The organism is Sphingobacterium rhinopitheci (assembly GCF_022627575.1).
Taxonomy (GTDB): domain Bacteria; phylum Bacteroidota; class Bacteroidia; order Sphingobacteriales; family Sphingobacteriaceae; genus Sphingobacterium; species Sphingobacterium rhinopitheci.
This window is the reverse complement of sequence record NZ_JADEYQ010000003.1, coordinates 49,278-68,105: the sequence shown is the minus strand read 5'-3', so window position 1 is coordinate 68,105 and position 18,828 is coordinate 49,278. Positions and strand designations below refer to the sequence as shown.

Annotated in this window: 18 protein-coding genes; 8 read left to right on the top strand and 10 right to left on the bottom strand. The window is 33.6% G+C overall.

Translation table 11 applies throughout. The features are described 5' to 3' along the window. Positions 1–27 precede the first annotated feature (27 nt). On the bottom strand, positions 28–1,416 hold the full coding sequence (gene lpdA / locus IP023_RS05140) for a dihydrolipoyl dehydrogenase (RefSeq protein ID WP_241789193.1): 1,389 nt from the start codon (positions 1,414–1,416) through the stop codon (positions 28–30). A gap of 264 nt (positions 1,417–1,680) precedes the next feature. Between lpdA (IP023_RS05140) and IP023_RS05135 the strand changes: the two genes are divergently transcribed. The 3 genes from IP023_RS05135 (at position 1,681) to IP023_RS05125 (ending at position 2,978) form a co-directional block, all read left to right on the top strand. Beyond that, on the top strand, positions 1,681–2,199 hold the full coding sequence (locus IP023_RS05135; protein ID WP_241789192.1) for an SGNH/GDSL hydrolase family protein: 519 nt from the start codon (positions 1,681–1,683) through the stop codon (positions 2,197–2,199). Between the two features lie 18 nt (positions 2,200–2,217). Beyond that, a complete protein-coding gene (locus IP023_RS05130) occupies positions 2,218–2,505 on the top strand; it encodes an SGNH/GDSL hydrolase family protein (RefSeq protein WP_241789191.1) in 288 nt (95 codons plus the stop codon). 155 nt (positions 2,506–2,660) lie between these two features. After that, complete coding sequence (locus tag IP023_RS05125; RefSeq protein WP_241789190.1) at positions 2,661–2,978, top strand: DUF3817 domain-containing protein; 318 nt, start codon at positions 2,661–2,663, stop codon at positions 2,976–2,978. Positions 2,979–3,097: 119 nt separating this feature from the next. Here IP023_RS05125 and IP023_RS05120 read toward each other — a convergent pair whose 3' ends face one another. The 3 genes from IP023_RS05120 to IP023_RS05110 form a co-directional block, all read right to left on the bottom strand. Then, positions 3,098–3,508, bottom strand: coding sequence for an acyl-CoA thioesterase (locus tag IP023_RS05120; protein ID WP_241789189.1), 411 nt, complete (start codon positions 3,506–3,508; stop codon positions 3,098–3,100). Between the two features lie 68 nt (positions 3,509–3,576). Then, positions 3,577–4,983: a dihydrolipoyl dehydrogenase gene (lpdA, locus tag IP023_RS05115; RefSeq protein ID WP_241789188.1), complete on the bottom strand. Its 1,407-nt coding sequence runs from the start codon at positions 4,981–4,983 to the stop codon at positions 3,577–3,579. 110 nt (positions 4,984–5,093) lie between these two features. Further along, positions 5,094–5,627, bottom strand: coding sequence for a plastocyanin/azurin family copper-binding protein (locus IP023_RS05110; RefSeq protein WP_241789187.1), 534 nt, complete (start codon positions 5,625–5,627; stop codon positions 5,094–5,096). A gap of 205 nt (positions 5,628–5,832) precedes the next feature. Between IP023_RS05110 and floA the strand changes: the two genes are divergently transcribed. From floA to IP023_RS05095, 3 genes are all read left to right on the top strand, one after another. Continuing rightward, positions 5,833–6,813 carry a flotillin-like protein FloA gene (gene floA, locus IP023_RS05105; protein ID WP_241789186.1) on the top strand — a complete coding sequence of 327 codons (981 nt, stop codon included), beginning with the start codon at positions 5,833–5,835 and terminating at the stop codon, positions 6,811–6,813. Between the two features lie 314 nt (positions 6,814–7,127). Then, on the top strand, positions 7,128–7,646 hold the full coding sequence (locus tag IP023_RS05100) for a KdsC family phosphatase (protein ID WP_241789185.1): 519 nt from the start codon (positions 7,128–7,130) through the stop codon (positions 7,644–7,646). A gap of 14 nt (positions 7,647–7,660) precedes the next feature. Continuing rightward, positions 7,661–8,251, top strand: a complete 591-nt coding sequence (locus IP023_RS05095; RefSeq protein ID WP_449618991.1) for a Maf family nucleotide pyrophosphatase — start codon at positions 7,661–7,663, stop codon at positions 8,249–8,251. Between the two features lie 10 nt (positions 8,252–8,261). On the opposite strand, the gene IP023_RS05090 is transcribed toward IP023_RS05095, so the two are convergent. After that, positions 8,262–11,369, bottom strand: a complete 3,108-nt coding sequence (locus IP023_RS05090) for a TonB-dependent receptor domain-containing protein (protein ID WP_241789183.1) — start codon at positions 11,367–11,369, stop codon at positions 8,262–8,264. A 979-nt stretch (positions 11,370–12,348) separates the two neighbouring features. Next, positions 12,349–13,239 carry an EamA family transporter gene (locus IP023_RS05085; RefSeq protein WP_241789182.1) on the bottom strand — a complete coding sequence of 297 codons (891 nt, stop codon included), beginning with the start codon at positions 13,237–13,239 and terminating at the stop codon, positions 12,349–12,351. Positions 13,240–13,312: 73 nt separating this feature from the next. Between IP023_RS05085 and IP023_RS05080 the strand changes: the two genes are divergently transcribed. Then, positions 13,313–13,882 (top strand): C40 family peptidase, encoded by a 570-nt coding sequence (locus IP023_RS05080; protein WP_241789181.1) that lies wholly within the window; start codon positions 13,313–13,315, stop codon positions 13,880–13,882. A gap of 166 nt (positions 13,883–14,048) precedes the next feature. Next, a complete protein-coding gene (locus IP023_RS05075; RefSeq protein WP_241789180.1) occupies positions 14,049–14,549 on the top strand; it encodes a hypothetical protein in 501 nt (166 codons plus the stop codon). 347 nt (positions 14,550–14,896) lie between these two features. Here IP023_RS05075 and IP023_RS05070 read toward each other — a convergent pair whose 3' ends face one another. The 4 genes from IP023_RS05070 to IP023_RS05055 all read right to left on the bottom strand — a co-directional run bounded on the left by IP023_RS05070 (position 14,897) and on the right by IP023_RS05055 (position 18,754). Beyond that, positions 14,897–16,273: a nucleoside permease gene (locus tag IP023_RS05070; protein ID WP_241789179.1), complete on the bottom strand. Its 1,377-nt coding sequence runs from the start codon at positions 16,271–16,273 to the stop codon at positions 14,897–14,899. Positions 16,274–16,286: 13 nt separating this feature from the next. Further along, a complete protein-coding gene (locus tag IP023_RS05065) occupies positions 16,287–16,910 on the bottom strand; it encodes a bifunctional nuclease family protein (RefSeq protein WP_241789178.1) in 624 nt (207 codons plus the stop codon). 107 nt (positions 16,911–17,017) lie between these two features. Continuing rightward, complete coding sequence (locus tag IP023_RS05060) at positions 17,018–17,992, bottom strand: electron transfer flavoprotein subunit alpha/FixB family protein (RefSeq protein WP_241789177.1); 975 nt, start codon at positions 17,990–17,992, stop codon at positions 17,018–17,020. A gap of 21 nt (positions 17,993–18,013) precedes the next feature. Continuing rightward, positions 18,014–18,754 (bottom strand): electron transfer flavoprotein subunit beta/FixA family protein, encoded by a 741-nt coding sequence (locus IP023_RS05055; protein ID WP_241789176.1) that lies wholly within the window; start codon positions 18,752–18,754, stop codon positions 18,014–18,016. Between the last annotated feature and the right edge of the window lie 74 nt (positions 18,755–18,828).

Here is an 18,828-nt window from a genome sequence, read left to right as displayed (position 1 = left end):
TTTTTATTATATAATGTTATTTATTGACTATAAGTGAATAACTTCGCCATATGCATCAGCGGCAGCTTCCATAATTGCTTCGCTCATTGTTGGGTGTGGGTGAACAGATTTTATGATCTCATGACCAGTTGTTTCTAATTTACGAGCTACAACTACTTCAGCAATCATTTCTGTTACGTTTGCACCAATCAAGTGAGCGCCTAAGAATTCACCATATTTAGCATCAAATATAACTTTTACGAATCCATCTTTTGCTCCTGCTGCAGACGCTTTGCCTGATGCTGAGAAAGGGAATTTTCCAACTTTGATTTCATATCCTGCTTCTTTAGCAGCTTTTTCAGTATAACCAACTGAAGCGATCTCTGGAGAACAGTAAGTACATCCAGGTATATTGTTATAATTGATAGGTTCTACATGTAAACCTTTAATTTTCTCAATACAAGTAATGGCTTCAGCTGATGCTACGTGTGCTAATGCTTGACCTTTGACAATGTCACCTATAGCGTATACACCATCGATATTAGTTTTGTAGTAATCATCTACTAACACACGTCCTTTATCTACTTTTACTCCTACTTCTTCTAGCCCTAAATTTTCAATATTTGGCATGATCCCTACAGCTGACAATACAACTTCAGCTTCGATTGTTTCTGTACCTTTAGCAGTCTTGATAGTAACTTTTGATAATGCTCCTGATGTATCTACAGAAGTTACTTCTGATTTGGTTAGAATATCTATTCCTGATTTTTTAAGTGATTTTTCTAATTGTTTTGACACTTCTTCATCTTCAACAGGTACTATTCTATCCATAAATTCTACGATAGTAACTTTTGTACCTATAGTATTGTAGAAATAGGCAAATTCAACACCTATCGCTCCTGATCCAACCACTACTAATGATTTTGGTTGTGTAGGTAGGTTCATTGCTTGTCGGTAGCCAATTATTTTTTTACCATCTTGAGGAAGGTTAGGAAGTTCTCTAGAACGTGCTCCAGTAGCAAGAATAGTATGTTTTGCTGTATATTCTTTGCTGCTGCCATCAGCTGCTTTAACTTCTATTTTGCCACCTTTTTTGATCTTAGCAGTACCCATGATGACGTCAATTTTATTCTTTTTCATCAAGAACTGGATACCTTTACTCATGCCTTCTGCAACACCACGACTTCTTTTTACGATTGCTCCAAAATCAGCTTCACCACCTTGTACTTTAATGCCATATTCTTCGGCATGTTGCAAGTATTCAAATACTTGTGCACTTTTTAATAACGCTTTGGTAGGAATACAACCCCAGTTCAAACAAATACCGCCTAAAGCTTCACGCTCTACAACGGCAGTTTTAAAACCTAATTGAGCAGCACGGATAGCTGCAACGTAGCCACCTGGGCCACTTCCAATCACAATGATGTCGTAGTTCATATAGTTTTTTATCTTAATTTCTATGTTAGTATTAATTATCCAAAAATACACTTTTTTTTTATCTTACCGAGAATTATGCTTATGCTAAATGACTAAAACAAATAAATTTATGTCAGTGTTGTTATTTTTTAGTGGTTATAGCCTTCATTACAGTTTTTATACTTAAAGTCTGTTTATGATTTTTTATATGTATTTTACTACTTAATATTTATGTAGATACTTTTGTTATATTAGTGATACCTAATTAATAAAATAGCCTATAATATGCGAATATTAGTAAATATACTATTATGGTTACTGAGTTGCCAGTATGTGTTAGCACAAGCTGTTTCTTCAATACCTCTATCGTCACAAGAAAAGAATAGATTATATAATAGCCAATGGAATGGTAGGAAAGTTGCTTTTCTGGGAGATTCAATAACGGATAAAAAACGTATAGGTACTAATTATTTATATTGGGAGTATCTAGTTGATTGGTTATCAATAGCGCCATATGTCTATGGTAAAAGTGGTCATACTTGGAAGGATTTATTACAGCAATCGGAAGCACTGGTAGCTGATGGCATTGATAGTTTATCTACTATTGTGCTTTTTGCAGGTACAAATGATTTTAACTCAAGTGTACCTTTAGGCACTTTATTTAAAGAGGATTATGTATTTGTAAATCATAATGGTAATCGTGTTGAGCGTAAGAGGAGGACATTTACCTTAAATCATGAGTCCTATTATGGGCGAATTAATACGGTATTTCATTATCTTAAATCTAAATTTCCCGAGCAGTAAATAATTGTATTGACTCCTATGCATAGAGGATTTGCGCAGTTTAGCCTATATAATGTTCAGCCTGATGAACGACACGCAAATGCAGAAGGTTTATTTATAGACGATTATGTGCACGCATTGAAGTCAGCAGCTATGCAGTGGTCTATTCCTGTGGTTGACTTATTTGGCGCTGTAAATCTGCAACCTTTGATGGAATCCAATGCTATTTTCTTTGCAGATAAAGATAATGATCTTCTTCATCCAAATACACTAGGGCATGAGCGAATGGCAAGATTTATTGCTTATCAAATGTTGGTTTTACCTTAAATTTTATGCGCTATGCTTTTTAGATTGATTAGTTAACTACTAGTCGTGGTATTCAGCAATAGTATCTTTTGTCAATTCGTGGTAAATATTGTAGTCTTAATTAGGTGTATCTCATTTATTGGTTTATTTTTACAAGCAAACAACTAAAATCATTTATGTTACGAATTTTTCGATTTATTGCGCTATTGGAAGCTATATCTACCGTTATACTTTTTTTTGTAGCTATGCCCGTAAAGTATATTTTGCCACGTTTTATGGAAGTGCCGGAGGACATTAGATTAGGAACTGTTAGAATAGCAGGTTCCATTCATGGTTTTCTTGTCGTGGTATTTGTTATATTGTTATTAATGTGTTGGCAAAGTTTTAATTGGAAGATTAGCAGAGTGCTAAAATATTTCGTCGTTTCATTAATACCAATATTTTCTTTTTGGGTGGAAATAGACCTCAAAAAGGTAATAGAAGGCGAGAAATAAATAATTTTCGTATCTCAATTAGTAAATAAAGAGATATATCTCTGAAAAGAATATTTGTACATTTTTCATGTAAGGGTAGGAGATAATAAAATAATGAGCCGGATAAAAGGCTCATTATTTTATTTATTTTCTTTTTTCGGATTCGTTTCTATGCTCATATAAGCATAGGTAATTTCTTTTTTGCCATGTGCAGTAGGATTGCCTTCTGCATCTAAGTTCACAAATACCAATTTTTCTATAGAAAGAATTGTTTTTCGAGTGATTTTATTTCTTACCTCACAGCGCATTGTAAGCGATGTCGTGCCAAAATGTGTAGCTGTAATACCTAATTCAATTATATCTCCTTGTTTTGCCGAGCTTACAAAGTTAATTTCAGATATAAATTTGGTAACCACGTGTGGATTCCCTAGTTGAACTATAGCGTATATCACAGCTTCTTCATCGATCCAACGTAATAATGTTCCACCAAAGAGTGAGCCATTAGGATTGAGATCTTCGGGTTTTATCCATTTTCTAGTATGAAAATTCATATGATTATTATTGAAGAATAAAAAAGGCAAGAATTGATCTTGCCTTTTTTATATAGGTAAAAATCTTATTATGCGTGAATTGCTCTGTTTGCTGTAGCAGCTAAAGCAGCTTCTTTTATTGCTTCTGTATATGTTGGGTGAGCATGGCATATTCTGCCAATATCTTCTGCAGATGCTCTGTATTCCATAGCAACAACAGCTTCCGCAATCATATCCGCCGCACGTGGACCGATGATATGAACACCTAATACCTCGTCAGTCTCAGCATCTGCTAATACTTTAACGAATCCATCTGTGTCACCCGATGCTTTGGCACGTCCTGATGCTTTGAATGAGAAAGAACCTGATTTATATTTTTTACCTGCTTCTTTCAATTGCTCTTCTGTTTGACCGACTGAAGCAACCTCTGGCCATGTGTAAACTACACCTGGTATTAAGTTATAATCAATATGTGGTTTTTGTCCAGCGATATATTCAGCTACATAAGTACCTTCATCTTCAGCTTTATGCGCTAACATTGCTCCGCGAACAACATCACCAATTGCATAAACACCTTCTACTGAAGTTTGCATATGATCATTAACGGTGATCTTATTACCTCTTTCTTCTGTTGTAATACCAATGTTCTCTAATCCTAAATCTTTAGTGTACGCTACACGGCCAACAGATACTATACAGTAGTCGCCTTCGAATGTTACGGCTTGACCTTTAGAGTCTTCCGCTGTCACTTTAACTGTTTTTCCTTCTGATGTAGCACCTGTTACTTTATGTCCTAAGAAAAATTCCATACCTAAAGATTTCTTTAAAACACGTTGTAATTCTTTTCCTAAACCACCATCCATAGTACTGATGATAGATTTCGCATACTCGATTACTGATACTTTAGCACCTAAACGTGCATAAACAGAACCTAATTCTAAACCAATAACACCGCCACCAATCACGATTAAGTGTTTAGGGATTTCTGTTAAATTTAAAGCTTCAGTTGAAGTTATAATGCGTTTTTTATCAACAGGTAAAAATGGTAATGCCGTAGGTTTAGAACCTGTAGCAATAATTACGTTTTTTGTAGTGATTTGTTCGGTAGATCCATCAGATTTGGTGATTTTGATGGTATTTTTATCTACAAATGAACCTAAACCCTCAAAAGAATCAATTTTATTCTTTTTGAATAAGTAAGTAATACCTGCTGTATTTTGAGCGATAACATCATTTTTACGCTCAATCATTTTTTTAACGTCAATTTTAAGATCTTTTAAGGAGATACCGTGGTCACCAAATGCATGTGCTGCATTGTGAAAGTGCTCTGAGGTATCCAAAAGTGCTTTTGAAGGAATACATCCTACATTTAAACATGTACCTCCAAAAGTGCTGTATTTCTCGATAACGGCTGTTTTAAGACCTAATTGAGCACAACGGATAGCGGATACATAACCACCTGGACCACTACCAATTACTATAACGTCGTATTGCATGATTGCTGTTTTATATTTTTTTGTACAAAGTTAACAGTTATTAGTAAGTTAACCTAACTTATACGCACAAAAAAAGGCACTAAATGTGCCTTTTCTTGTAGTTATTTATATTATTCTGCAACTATTTTTCCTTGCATCACACCGTAGTGACCTGGAAAACTACAAATATAATCGTATGTGCCTTTATCTAGCTTGAATGTGATTTTATCCTCTTCACCAGGGCCTAATAATTTGGTATGTGCTATAATTGATGATAATGATGATTGTGGTATATATTCATTAGCAGCAGCAGCAGCAGCCTCACCACCAAATGTAGCTAAGTCAACTCCTGGTGTCAAAACTACTAAATTATGACCCATTGATTCTTTTGGCATAGTACCTGTGTTTTTTAACGTTAATACTACATCTTCACCAGCTTTTACACGTATTAATTGTGTGTTAAATTTCATTTGATCATTTCCTTCTACAGTCCATGTATTTGAAATAGTTACATTTTCTAAACCAGGAATAGTCTCAGCAGTTTCAGTTACTACAGTTTCTTCAGTAGCATTTTGATTATCTGTAGTAGATGATGTAGTGTTACCTCCACAAGAAGCAAAAGATATAGCTAGAGCTAAGGCAGGAATGATGAATAATTTTTTCATAAATAAAAGTTATTTTGTTGATCAATAAAGTTACGAAATTATATTTTAAACTAGATTACATTTAATAATGTAATTACTGAAGTTTGCTTTTAGGAGGGATAAAAATATGATAATATATTTTTTTTTATCTTAAGATATTTCATTTGGGGTCCGATTTATGGTTTAATATATATATATTAGTAGGTATATATAAACAACTCTTAGTATGAACCCTGAAATTTCTGTAATAATTACTATAGTAGGTGGAATAATAGCATTTTTTCTACTGCTTTATTTACTCCCCGTCAATTTGTGGTTTACGGCACAATTGTCAAACGTTAAAATTAGTCTGTTAAACCTCGTATTGATGCGTTTGCGTAAAGTTCCACCTTCTTTGGTTACTAATGCAATGATCATTTCTTCAAAAGCTGGTTTAAAATTGACATCTAATGAAATCGAAACTCACTATTTGGCCGGAGGAAATGTGAATAAAGTTATAAAAGCACTTATATCTGCTGATAAAGCCAATATTCCACTAAATTTTAAGCTTGCAACGGCAATTGATTTAGCAGGTAGAGATGTATTTGATGCGGTGCAATTATCCGTTAATCCTCAAGTCATAAATACACCACCTGTAGCTGCAGTAGCAAAAGATGGGATTCAATTGATTGCTAAAGCTAGAGTAACTGTTCGTGCTAACATTAACCAATTGGTTGGTGGTGCAGGGGAAGAAACGATATTAGCTCGTGTCGGAGAAGGAATTGTAACCACGATTGGTTCCTCTGAAAGTCATAAGCAAGTTTTAGAAAATCCTGATCGTATTTCGAAAACTGTTTTGTCAAAGGGACTTGACTCAGGTACTGCATTTGAGATCTTATCGATTGATATTGCTGATATTGATATTGGTGAAAATGTTGGTGCCAAATTGCAAACGGATCAAGCTGAAGCTGATCTTAAAGTTGCAAATGCAAGAGCTGAAGAAAGAAGAGCGATGGCGGTTGCTTATGAGCAGGAAATGCGTGCTAAAGCACAAGAGGCTAAAGCGAAAGTGATAGAAGCTGAAACACAGATTCCATTAGCTATGGCAGAAGCATTTAGGAATGGTAATCTTGGGGTTATGGATTACTATAAAATGCAAAATATTCAAGCTGACACTGATATGAGATCTAGTATTTCTAATCCTAAAGGAAACGATAGAAGTAAATAATAGTTTATAAATCTGGAAGGTAGTAAAAAACAAAACCTTGACGATGGGCGCCAAGGTTTGCTACTAACCAATTATAAACCTAAATTATGAAAAGACTATTCTAGTAACAATTCTGAATATTACTTCGGATTTGTTAATACAAAGGTACGTCAATAATTGACACGTGTCAATACTTTATACACTAAAAGTTGCAGAAACAACCTTTTTCTGACACAATTGTGATTTTTCTGGTTTAAGTCGATAATATAGTGGCTAATATGAGTAATATTAAGCTGTTTATTCCTATAATTTATACTTAACTTTGTGGTATTATTATGATATATACGACTTTAAAAACTATAAAATGCGTCGTCTTGGATGTGGATGGTGTCCTGACAAATGGTGATATTTTAGTGAATGAACAAGGTGAACAGCTACGCTCTTTTAATGTAAAGGATGGCTATGCTATCCAATATGCTGTAAAACAAAATGTATTGATTTTTGTTATTACTGGAGGAAAATCCCTAGGGGTAGTTAAGCGCTTTGAAAATCTGGGCGTTCAAGAAATTCATATTGGCGTATCAGATAAACTGACGCTACTAAATACGCTCTTGTTAAAATACGATATTGATCGTAAAGATGTAATGTTTATCGGAGATGATATGCCTGATTATGCTTGTATGAAAGAAGTTGGCGTAGCAATTGCTCCTGCTGATGCGATTGAAGAAATCAAATATTTATCCGATTATGTTTCTACCAAAAAAGGAGGAGAAGGGGTAGCTCGTGAGATAATCGAAAAAATGCTAAAGTTGCAAGATAAGTGGCATAAGGATGTATTAGTTACAAGCATATAAAATAGACAATGTTATTGAATAAAATTAAAACATTCCCTATTGTGTTGGGCTCACAGTCCCCTAGGCGTAAAGAGTTATTGAGTGCCTTGGATCTAGATTTTAAAGTGCTTGTAAAAAGTATAGATGAGTCTATGCCTCATGATATTTTACCTGAAGATGCTGCTGAATTTATAGCATTGAAGAAATTACAAGCTTTTAATACAATAGCCTTTAACGATAAACTTATAATCACTGCAGATACTGTGGTTGTAGATTCGACAGGACGTGTCTTAGGTAAACCACTTACTAGTAATGAGGCAAAAAGTATTTTGAAAGACTTGAGTGGAAATGTACATTTAGTGTATACAGGAGTAGCTATATTATTTAATAATGTTATAAGAAGTTTTACTTGTAAAACTGAAGTTGTCTTTAATACACTATCTGACGAAGAGATAGATTATTATGTATATAAATATAAACCATTTGATAAAGCTGGCTCTTATGGAATTCAGGAATGGATAGGTAGGATTGGGGTAGCACATATCAATGGAACATACGAAAATGTGATGGGCTTACCTACAAGTCAATTATATAAGGAATTAATTAAAATAGAAAAGGGGCTTTAAGCCCCTTTTATTATTTAATATTATATCTAATTCCAGAATAAAACATTCTCCCTACTAATGGGCCCCAAAGTAAATTGGTGTCGAAATAGGGACCAAATGGATCTTCAGCTGCTAAGATAGGATCTTTCTGGTAGTAGTTACCTAGATTTTCTACTCCAAGATAAACAGTGAAATTTTTATCTATACCAAAGCTCTTTGACACCTGAGCATTCATCGTAGCATACGATTTTGAATAAGTGGCTACTTGGTATTCAATAGGATTGTCTACCGTTGAAGGAAGCCTTTTTTTACCTACTATATTTAATGTGTAATCAAAGTTCCATCCGCTGTGTAAACTGTATCCTAGATTCATAAATCCTCTATGCTTAGCAATTAATGGTTTTTCTAAGCGCCCATTTTCATAGTCAGTTTCTACATTTAACAATCTATAGGCAAATTTAGCTTCTAGGTGCTTTATTGGCATAAATCGAAATTCTGTTTGTAAACTATTAGAGAAAGATTTACCAGTTAAGTTATAGAATGATACCACTCTTGGATTCTCTAAATCTATGATAACTTGATTTTTAAAATTGGTGTGAAATAATTCCATAGAGAAACCTGCTTCTCTATTAAATAATTGAATTTTTTGGTCAATACTAACCCCTGTATTCCAAGATACTTCGGGTTTAAGACCATAAGCATTTTCTTTATTGGCGATATTTGCTAAATCTATAATTCTACTTGAAGCAAATAAACTCATGTTCTCCGCAAATATATTGGCTGTTCTTTGTCCTCTGCCAGAGCTGAAGCGAAGAGTTGTTCCTAGATTTGGAGCATAACGTAGTACAGCTCTTGGTGTTGTAAACCAACCATACAAAGAATTATAATCTTGGCGCAATCCTAACACAGCATCAAATTTCTCAGAAGGACTAAAAGTATATTCTGCAAATGCACCAGAAACTGTTTCTTTTCTTTTGAAGTTGTAGATATTTATATCTTCATTATAATCATCGTAACTTATAGAAGCACCAACTTTATACTTGTGAAATACACTACCAATTACATCTTGGAATATTAAGTTAGCATAGCCATTTGTCTGTTTATTAAGGTATGTAGTTTGTCCAAAATAGCTATTTTGTCGGTAGTTAGAAGCTGCTAATTGCAAGCCTATACTACGAAGTTTATTTTCGGGGAATACATATCCTATTTTTGCAAAGCCTTCTATGCGTTGATTGTCAAAGCCTAAACCATATCTGTTTGTCGTTCCTTTATCTAACTTCTTATCAAAATCTAATTGTCCTCCTGTACGGTCATCTTTGAGATATTTAATTCCAAATTGTGCGATAATACCTTGACTATCTTCATAATGCCATCTGTTTATTCCTGAAAATAAATTCCCTACAGGGACATCTCTAAAGCCATTTTTGCTAAAGTTCATGTTTTTATTATACATAAAGTTTTCATGTAATAATAAACCTACTGACCATTTATCATTTAGCTTTTGTGTTACGTTTAGATTTATATCTGTACGTCCCATATTATTAGCATAGGCATTAAAATATAAACGCTCTGTATCATTGGGTTTCTTTAATTCTACATTGATTTGACCTGCCATACTTTCATAACCATTTACGACAGAACCAATCCCTTTACTAATGTTGATTGAATTTATCCAAGTTCCGGATATACTGTTTAGCCCTAGTGGGGTTGCAAATCCTCTAGGGCCAGGTAAGTTTTCTACCGTTAATTGTGTATAAATTCCACTTAAGCCAAGCATTTGTATTTGTTTACTACCTGTTACAGCATCGTTACTTACGACATCAACAGAGGCATTTGTTTCAAAGCTTTCACTTAAATCACAACACGCGGCTTTAAAAAGTTCTTTTGCTGTTATCACTTCAAGCCTATTTGGTGATAAAGCATTGATATAGTTTGATTTACGATTCCTGGAAACAATGACTTCTGAAAGTATATTATTTTGAGCATGTACAACTAATACATCGTGAAGATTTTTTACCAATATAGTATCAGATTGCATTCCGGTATGCGACAAAATTAATCTTTGGTTTCCTTTTTCGTGTTTGATTTTGAATACACCATTATCATTGGTCTTGGTGCTCAATGCTGGACCATCTAACCATTTTACAGTTACGCCAACGATAGGTTTTAAATTTGCTTTTGAATCTTCATTAACGACAACTCCTGTTATGATATGATCATGATCAGGATGATTTTTTCCTTCTCCAGCCAATTCTCTATCGTAAAGGCAACATTCGTGTAGCTTTTCATACACATCATCCGCTGCTTTGACATCTTGTGTATCATGTCCCACAGCAGCTATAGCTTTCTGAATATCTTTATTATTCGTTTTATTGGGATCATAAGTAATTGTTATTTGCTTTGTTTGCACATCCCAATCTGCCGCATTCACTCCAGGCAGCTTAGCTGCTGTTTCTATTCTCTTTTTACATAAACCACAATTACCGGCGACATTAAATGTAATAGTTTCATCTCCTTTTTTATCAGAAATTTCTCTATCGTAAAGGCAGCATTCGTGTAGCTTTTCATACACATCATCTGCTGCTTTGACATCTTGTGTATCATGTCCCACAGCAGCTATAGCTTTCTGAATATCTTTATTATTCGTTTTATTGGGATCATAAGTAATTGTTATTTGCTTTGTTTGCACATCCCAATCTGCCGCATTCACTCCAGGCAGCTTAGCTGCTGTTTCTATTCTCTTTTTACATAAACCACAATTACCGGCGACATTAAATGTAATAGTTTCATCTCCTTTTTTATCAGAAATTTCTCTATCGTAAAGGCAGCATTCGTGTAGCTTTTCATACACATCATCTGCTGCTTTGACATCTTGTGTATCATGCCCCACAGCAGCTATAGCTTTCTGAATATCTTTATTATTCGTTTTATTGGAATCATAAGTAATTGTTATTTGCTTTGTTTGCACATCCCAATCTGCCGCATTCACTCCAGGTAGCTTAGCTGCTGTTTCTATTCTCTTTTTACATAAACCACAATTACCGGCTACATTAAATATGTCAGTGCTTAGGACTTGTGCAAATGCATTATTTATTGATACTATTATAGATAGTATCAATATTATTTTTTTAATTACCATTAAATATTAAATTAATTATTTTTTGAACACAATAAATAGTTAGATTTTGGTGTAAATCTAGATTTTCAAAAAAAATAATTAGCCTAATTCCTTAAATTACAGTTGATTATATAGTATGGGGGAGAGGAGTTGGAACAGTTTAAATGAATATATGGGAGAGGTTCATTTTTAATAGTTCCACTATTAAAAGAATACAAATTGATCCATAATCTTTCGAAGATTAGGGGTTGTAATAAAAATGTATCTATTTTATGAGATTGTGAAAATTGATCTTTTAATTGATCAATTTTTATTTCTACATCATTACATGCGCCATGCTTACAGTTGTTAATCTTTTTCTGTTTTTTCTTAACACATATAGGACAATTTTCATGTGATGATTTTTCATAAATAGATAACATAACATCATCACCACAATTATGCACAAATATAGAACCACCAAATGTAACAAAGGTGTATAGAAGGCAAAAAATAAGTGTTAATGTTTTCTTCATTATTATCAAAGATAGTTATAAAAAGTGTTTTTTTAATATTTTGTGTTTAAACAAAAAGTTTGTTAGACAATTAGATAGGCATAGCGGCTATTGTATTTTATGTATAGCAAGTAAGGTAATTCGAGTACTTTAGTCTAAAAAATAGTCTTTAATAATAGGTAAATAAGAAATTGCAATAGTAAAGATAGCAAAAGTGTGGATGTCGGATATTAGTAGGGAATTATCGAAAGCTACACTTTTACCTTATAAACATGCTGGAGCATGCTACTTAGCTCCGTGATCATAAGAGTCTGTATTAGAAGTCAATTGTTGTAAATGTCTACATAATATTATTTTGATATAGAGTTTAATTGAATGAAAAAGGGCTAAAAATTCTTATGAAATTTCGCCCTTTTTTAGGATTATATACAATAGTTAAAGTTTATGTAAAAATTAAATTCTCATTCTGATGAGCGGATTTAATTTTTCATACAGCTTCTTTATGGTTAATTTGAATTTTTTTTGATGCTATTAATTAATACAACAAAGAATAGAATCAATAGAACACCTACCCATTGAAGAATACTGACAGGCTCATGAAGTACAAAAAATGATAAACACACTGCTACAGGTAATTCTACTGCGCTAAGGATACTCCCTAAAGACACACCGGTCTTAGGCATACCATAAGCAAATAAAAATGGAGGTAATACTGTTCCAAATAGGGATAGAATAAGTCCGTATTTATAAATACCTAAATCGTTGTTGATATCAAATAAACTGAATGGTTGTAGTGTTATAAATATAAAGATACATGCTCCAGTAACCATTAAGGCACTTTTAACCACAGGAGGATAATCGTTACCTACTTTTCCATTAACGATTATAAATATAGCATAGGCTGTTGCTGCGAGCATCCCAAACATAATCCCTAGTGGAGAAATACTTGAAAAACTATCTTCAAATGCACCTGTTGCAAGAAATGTTGATGCCAAAATACAAATGATACCAATAGATTCCCATTTTGTAGGCTTTTGTTTGAAAACTATATAATTAATCAATGCACTAATCCATATAAACTGCATTAATAATACTATAGCTATAGAAGCTGGAACCAATTCCACAGACTTGTAATATAAAATACTAACAGCTCCAGTGGATATGCCTGATACTAATATTTTCCATTTCTTTGAAAGCTGCGGATATTGTGTTTTATCCTTATTCCCCCCGATGATGAAATGTAGTAACCATAAAAAAAGCATCCCTAATAATGCTTGAACACCTGTTACCTCTCCTAGATCAAATCCTGCGGCATAAGCTTTTTTTACAAATGTAGATAATATGCCAAAACTTGCAGCGCCAATAAATACGGCTAATGCTCCTTTAAATTTATCCATTTAGCAAAAGTAAATAACATATGTGGAAAAATATTAGTTTTATACTAATTTATAGAATAATAGATTTACTTATATGTTAAGATTAAACCGTTTTAATAATCTGTTTTTGAGTATTTGCCTGATAAGCATTTTAGGTGCTTGTGGTGCAAAAAAGAAAACAGTACTTAGAAATTCTGAGCCTATTAAAAAAGAGGTAACCACCAAAAGTGGTGCACGTAACAAGGCAACACTTGTAAATTATTATGCTGATTTATTACAAGTAGATCCTAAGCAACTTAATAGGGACTTGTATCTAACTATAGATGAATGGATGGGGGTATCACACCGATTAGGTGGAATGGACAAAAAGGGGATAGATTGTTCCGGCTTTGTGTCAATCGTTTACCAAGATATATACAACAAAAAATTACCTCGTATTTCTAGTGCAATGGCAGATCGTATTGTACGTAAGTATGATGACCAGCTCCAGGAAGGTGATCTAGTATTTTTCTCCTTCGGAGGAAAAGGAATAGATCATGTAGGAATATATTTGCATAATGATAGATTTGTTCATGTATCTACTTCTAGGGGAGTTATAATTTCGAATTTAAAAGATACCTGGTATTATAAATATTTGACCCGCTGTGGTACTCCTGTGATTTAATGAGTATTTAGGATAGAGGTAGTGGATTACATATTAAGTTTATCCGAATTAGGCCATCCATCTTCTTTTCAATTCTTGTTTAAGTAATAATTATGTCAATTGATAGAACAGGGATTATATATCATCAACAAATATTGTATTTTTGCCACTATATTATATTAATAACATGTCTGATAAATCAAAAAGAATCTTTTTAGGGATTTGTATCATCGTTCCTTTTATTATTTATTGTGTAGTATATTACTCTTCTATGATCAAAAATGCACCTTATCGTTTTGCAGATTTTGAAGCTATAGAATTGACATATGGTACACCAAATGAAATGATAAATAAATTTAATTCCAAAACTGGAGAGTATCAGTATCTTACTGTAGATAATAAACTTGTTAAAGATACAATCAAAATGCGTAAGGATGATTTGTTATATCTACATCGTAAAGCGCAGGAGCTTGGTTTTTGGAATGTAGATGACAATATGACCAATTCCAAAAGAGATACCTCACTCAATCAAGAAGTACCTCGTTATATATTGAAATATGTGTACAAAGGTAAATCTAAAGAAGTTACGCTAGATGCAGATTATGTTGGTCCTGATAAGATGAAGGGAGCTGCTAAATCGACGGTAGATGCGGTGATGACGATGATCGCTGAAGTAAAAGCACGATAAATTTTTAATCAAAATATTCTTTATATAGGGATGGTCATACATAATGATCATCTTTTTTTTGCTAATTATATTTAGTTTAATTGGATATTCTTTATTAATTCTTTTTTTAGTGAAAAAACTTTACTGCTTTTCCTTTTAGGATTACTTTTTATATAGGTTCCTTGTTAGCTATTTTAATCGGGTATTCTCATGTCGATAATGAAGTTAATGGAAACTGAATTAGTTTCTATCTGAACCTAAACTCTTGTCAAAGCTTTTTAATTCGGATATTTTTTCTCTTACCTTATAAAGTATAACAATAAAAAATGGGTCTCAATATTTAATTTGAGACCCATTTTTTTATAGTGTTAATGACCAGTGTTATCTAGTTCATTAGGATTGTGTTTGTGTTTGAATAGAATAGCAAAAGCGATTACTATTAAAAGGGTATAAGCAGCAAATGCCAGCCATATATCTTGCCAATCTTTAAGATGGATGACTGTATTTAAGACCCCATCTTTTATGGTAGCGCCTTTGCTCGCAATAAATTCTAAAAGCTTAGGATTATCTGCCGTTGTATCTAATCTATTGGCTAATTCAGCTACAGTATAATATGATTGGGTGAAGTATTTGTCTATCATAAAACCAGACGTTAATGACCCAACTATTGCACCAAATCCATTTGTCATCATCATAAATACACCTTGTGCAGAAGTTCTAATTTTTGAATCTGTAGATGTTTCAACAAATAATGAGCCTGATATATTAAAGAAATCAAATGCCATTCCGTATACAATACAAGAGAGTATTATCATCCATAGGCCATTTGAAGGGTTACCATAAGCGAATAATCCAAATCGTAATACCCATGCCACCATTGCGATAAGCATTACATTGCGAATTCCAAATCGTTTCAAAAAGAATGGTATTGCCAGTATAAATAATAACTCAGAAATCTGAGATATAGACATGATAACCGTGGAATCTTGTACGACCTTTAGATCTGCATATTTAGGGTAGAACGCAAAATCACTTAAAAACACATCACCATAGGCATTGGTAAGCTGTAATGCCGCACCTAGAAACATGGAGAAAATAAAGAATAATGCCATCTTATAATTGCCAAAAAGCTTAAATGCTTCGAGGCCTAAGATATCTGAAATCTTAGCATTTTCTTTAGAATGGTGTTGTGGCGGTACTTTTGGAAGTGCAAATAAAGAATATATGCCTAGGAATATAGATCCTGCTGCAGCAATATAAAACTGATATTCTGTAGCTTTATTTCCAGTTTTGTTAGTAATAATCATGGCAACAATGAAACCTACAGTTCCCCAGACTCTGATTGGAGGAAAAGCCTTTATCAGGTCATAATTGCCTTGTGTTAATGAACTATATGCTATGGAATTAGATAACGCCAGCGTCGGCATATAACAGCACATTGCTAATAACATAACAGTGAAAAATGTACCTGGGTTGTCTACTTGAACTAAATATATTAAACAAATAGCATAGAGAATGTGTAGTATTGTATAAAGGCGCTCAGCATTGACCCATTTGTCAGCAATGATTCCCATTAATGTTGGCATAAATAACGAGGCAATTCCCATAGTCGAAAAGATCGCACCAAATTGAGTTCCATCCCATTGTTTAGTCCCGAACCAATAATTTGCTATTGTAATTAACCATGCTCCCCACACAAAAAATTGTAGGAAGTTCATTATTACTAGCCTTAATTTAATAGACATATATTTGTTTTGATTATTTTCTTCTTTCAATTTCATCTCGAATCCTAGCTGCTATTTCATATTTTTCGTTATCAATAGCTTTTTGGAGAGTATTTTCTAGTTGTTCTTTCGTCAATGAAGAATAAGGAGAGACGGATTGTTTGGGTTGAGAATATTTTTCATTAATCTCATCAATAGTTTCGACATTTGGTGTGGAGGCAATGTTTTCTAAAAATGCAAAATCACTACTTTCAATAACTATGCCTGCTGAAGACATAATGAATTCGTATGTATATATAGGACAATTGAATCGTACAGCCAGTGCTACAGCATCTGAAGTACGTGCATCTAATTCTTTAGTTTCAGTACCGGATTTTGTTGTGATTCTAGCAAAGAATATACCATCTACTAAATTGTAGATAAGCACTTCTTCAATTGAAATAGCATAGGAATCAGCAAATGCTTTTATTAGATCGTGCGTTAAAGGGCGGGTAGGCTTCATTTTTTCAATTTCTACAGCAATAGCCTGTGCTTCAAAACTGCCTATTATTATAGGAAGCCTTCTGTTACCATTTATTTCGCCCAGAACTAAGGCGTAAGCGCCTGATTGTGTTTGACTATACGATAAGCCCACAATATCTAACTGTATTTTTTTCATCCTAACACCTGTTCGATTGCTACAAATATCTGAATATTAATGTCAAAAAAAAAGTGGCTTGAGCAAAAAATGCTAATACCACCTTCATATTTGTATTATTGTTTAGTTTAGTTGCTTTTATATGCCTTTAAAGCCGCTATTAGTTGAGGAACTATGACAAATGCATCACCTACAATTCCGTAATCCGCGACTTTGAAGAACGGCGCTTCAGGGTCTTTATTAATGACGACTATCGTTTTTGAAGAACTTACACCTGCAAGATGTTGGATAGCGCCAGATATTCCGATAGCTATATATAAATTGGGGCTTATGACAATTCCTGTTTGTCCTACGTGCTCCGAATGTGGACGCCAGTTGGCATCAGACACAGGTTTTGAGCATGCTGTAGCTGCACCTAATATTTTTGCCAATTCCTCTATCATTTCCCAATTTTCTGGACTTTTCAACCCTCGTCCTGCTGAAACAACAATTTCTGCTTCAGGTAAAGATATTTTATCTGTAGCACGTACTATTTCTTTAACAATAGTATTGAAGTCCGTTGCTGCAATTTCTGGGGTAAAATTCTCTATTTGTGCTACACCACCAATTTCTTTAGCGGCAAAAGCATTCGGATTAATAGTTACAACTTTTACAGGAGAATGTACAGCGACAGTAGCAATGGCCTTATTCGAGAAAGCCATCTTTTGTACTTCTAATGTATCACCTTGGATAGTAGGGATAGTTTTTGCACCAACTACTAACCCTGCCTCGAGCTTCGTTGCTACGCGCGGAGCAAGACCTTTTCCAGAAAATGTATTTGATAATATGACAATCGAAGCAGCTTCATTTTCTGCGGCTTTTGCTATTATAGAAGCATAAGCTTGATTTACAAATGATTTTAAATTTTCATTGGTAACATGTAGTACTTTACTGATCCCATAGTTGCCTAATTTTTGTAATTCAGAGGTATCTATATCTCCTATTATCACTGATATAGCCTCTGTATTTAATAAATTAGCTATCTCTTTACCATAAGAAGCAGCTTCAAAAGCTGATTTTTTTAATATTCCTTCTTCATTTTCGATATATACTAATACTGACATGGTAATACTATTTTAGGTTAATTAAATAACTTTAGCTTCGCTATGTAATAAATCAATTAATTCGTTAATATTGTTTTCATCGATCAGTTTTACTGTTCCTCGCGATGGTGGAGTTTCAAAAGCTATTGTTTTTGTCAAAGGTTCGATGCTGATAGCTTCTATAACTTCTAGTGGTTTGCTACGTGCAGCCATAATACCACGCATATTTGGGATTTTCGCTTCGGCAACACCTTCCGCAGTACCAATAATAATAGGGAGGGAGGCAGTTATGACTTCTTTGCCACCTTCGATTTCACGTTCAACAGTTATTTGGTTATTATCAATATGGAAGCCCTTAGCAATAGAAACGGAAGGTATATTAAGTAATTCTCCCAGCATTGCTGTTACTTGAGTACCATTGTAGTCGATTGATTCTTTGCCTGTAAGTATCAAATCAAATTTTTCATTTTTTGCATAATTTGCAATTTGCTTTGCTACAAACCAAGAGTCTGTCGGAGACGCATTTATACGAATAGCATTGTCAGCACCTATAGCTAATGCCTTGCGTATCGTTGGCTCGGTATTACTATCTCCTACCGTAATAGCTGTAATGGAGCCATTAGTAGTGTTAGCCGTTATTTCTATAGCTTTTGCAAGTGCTATTTCATCATACGGATTAATAATGTATTGAATACCAGTAGTATTAAATTCGGTATTATTATTGGTAAATGTAATTCTGGATGTTGTATCCGGTACATTACTTATGCAAACTAATATTTTCATATGTGTTCGTTTATAATCTATTTTATACAAATGGCTTATTATCAAATGTAGTCAAAATATTTTAATTTCCTATG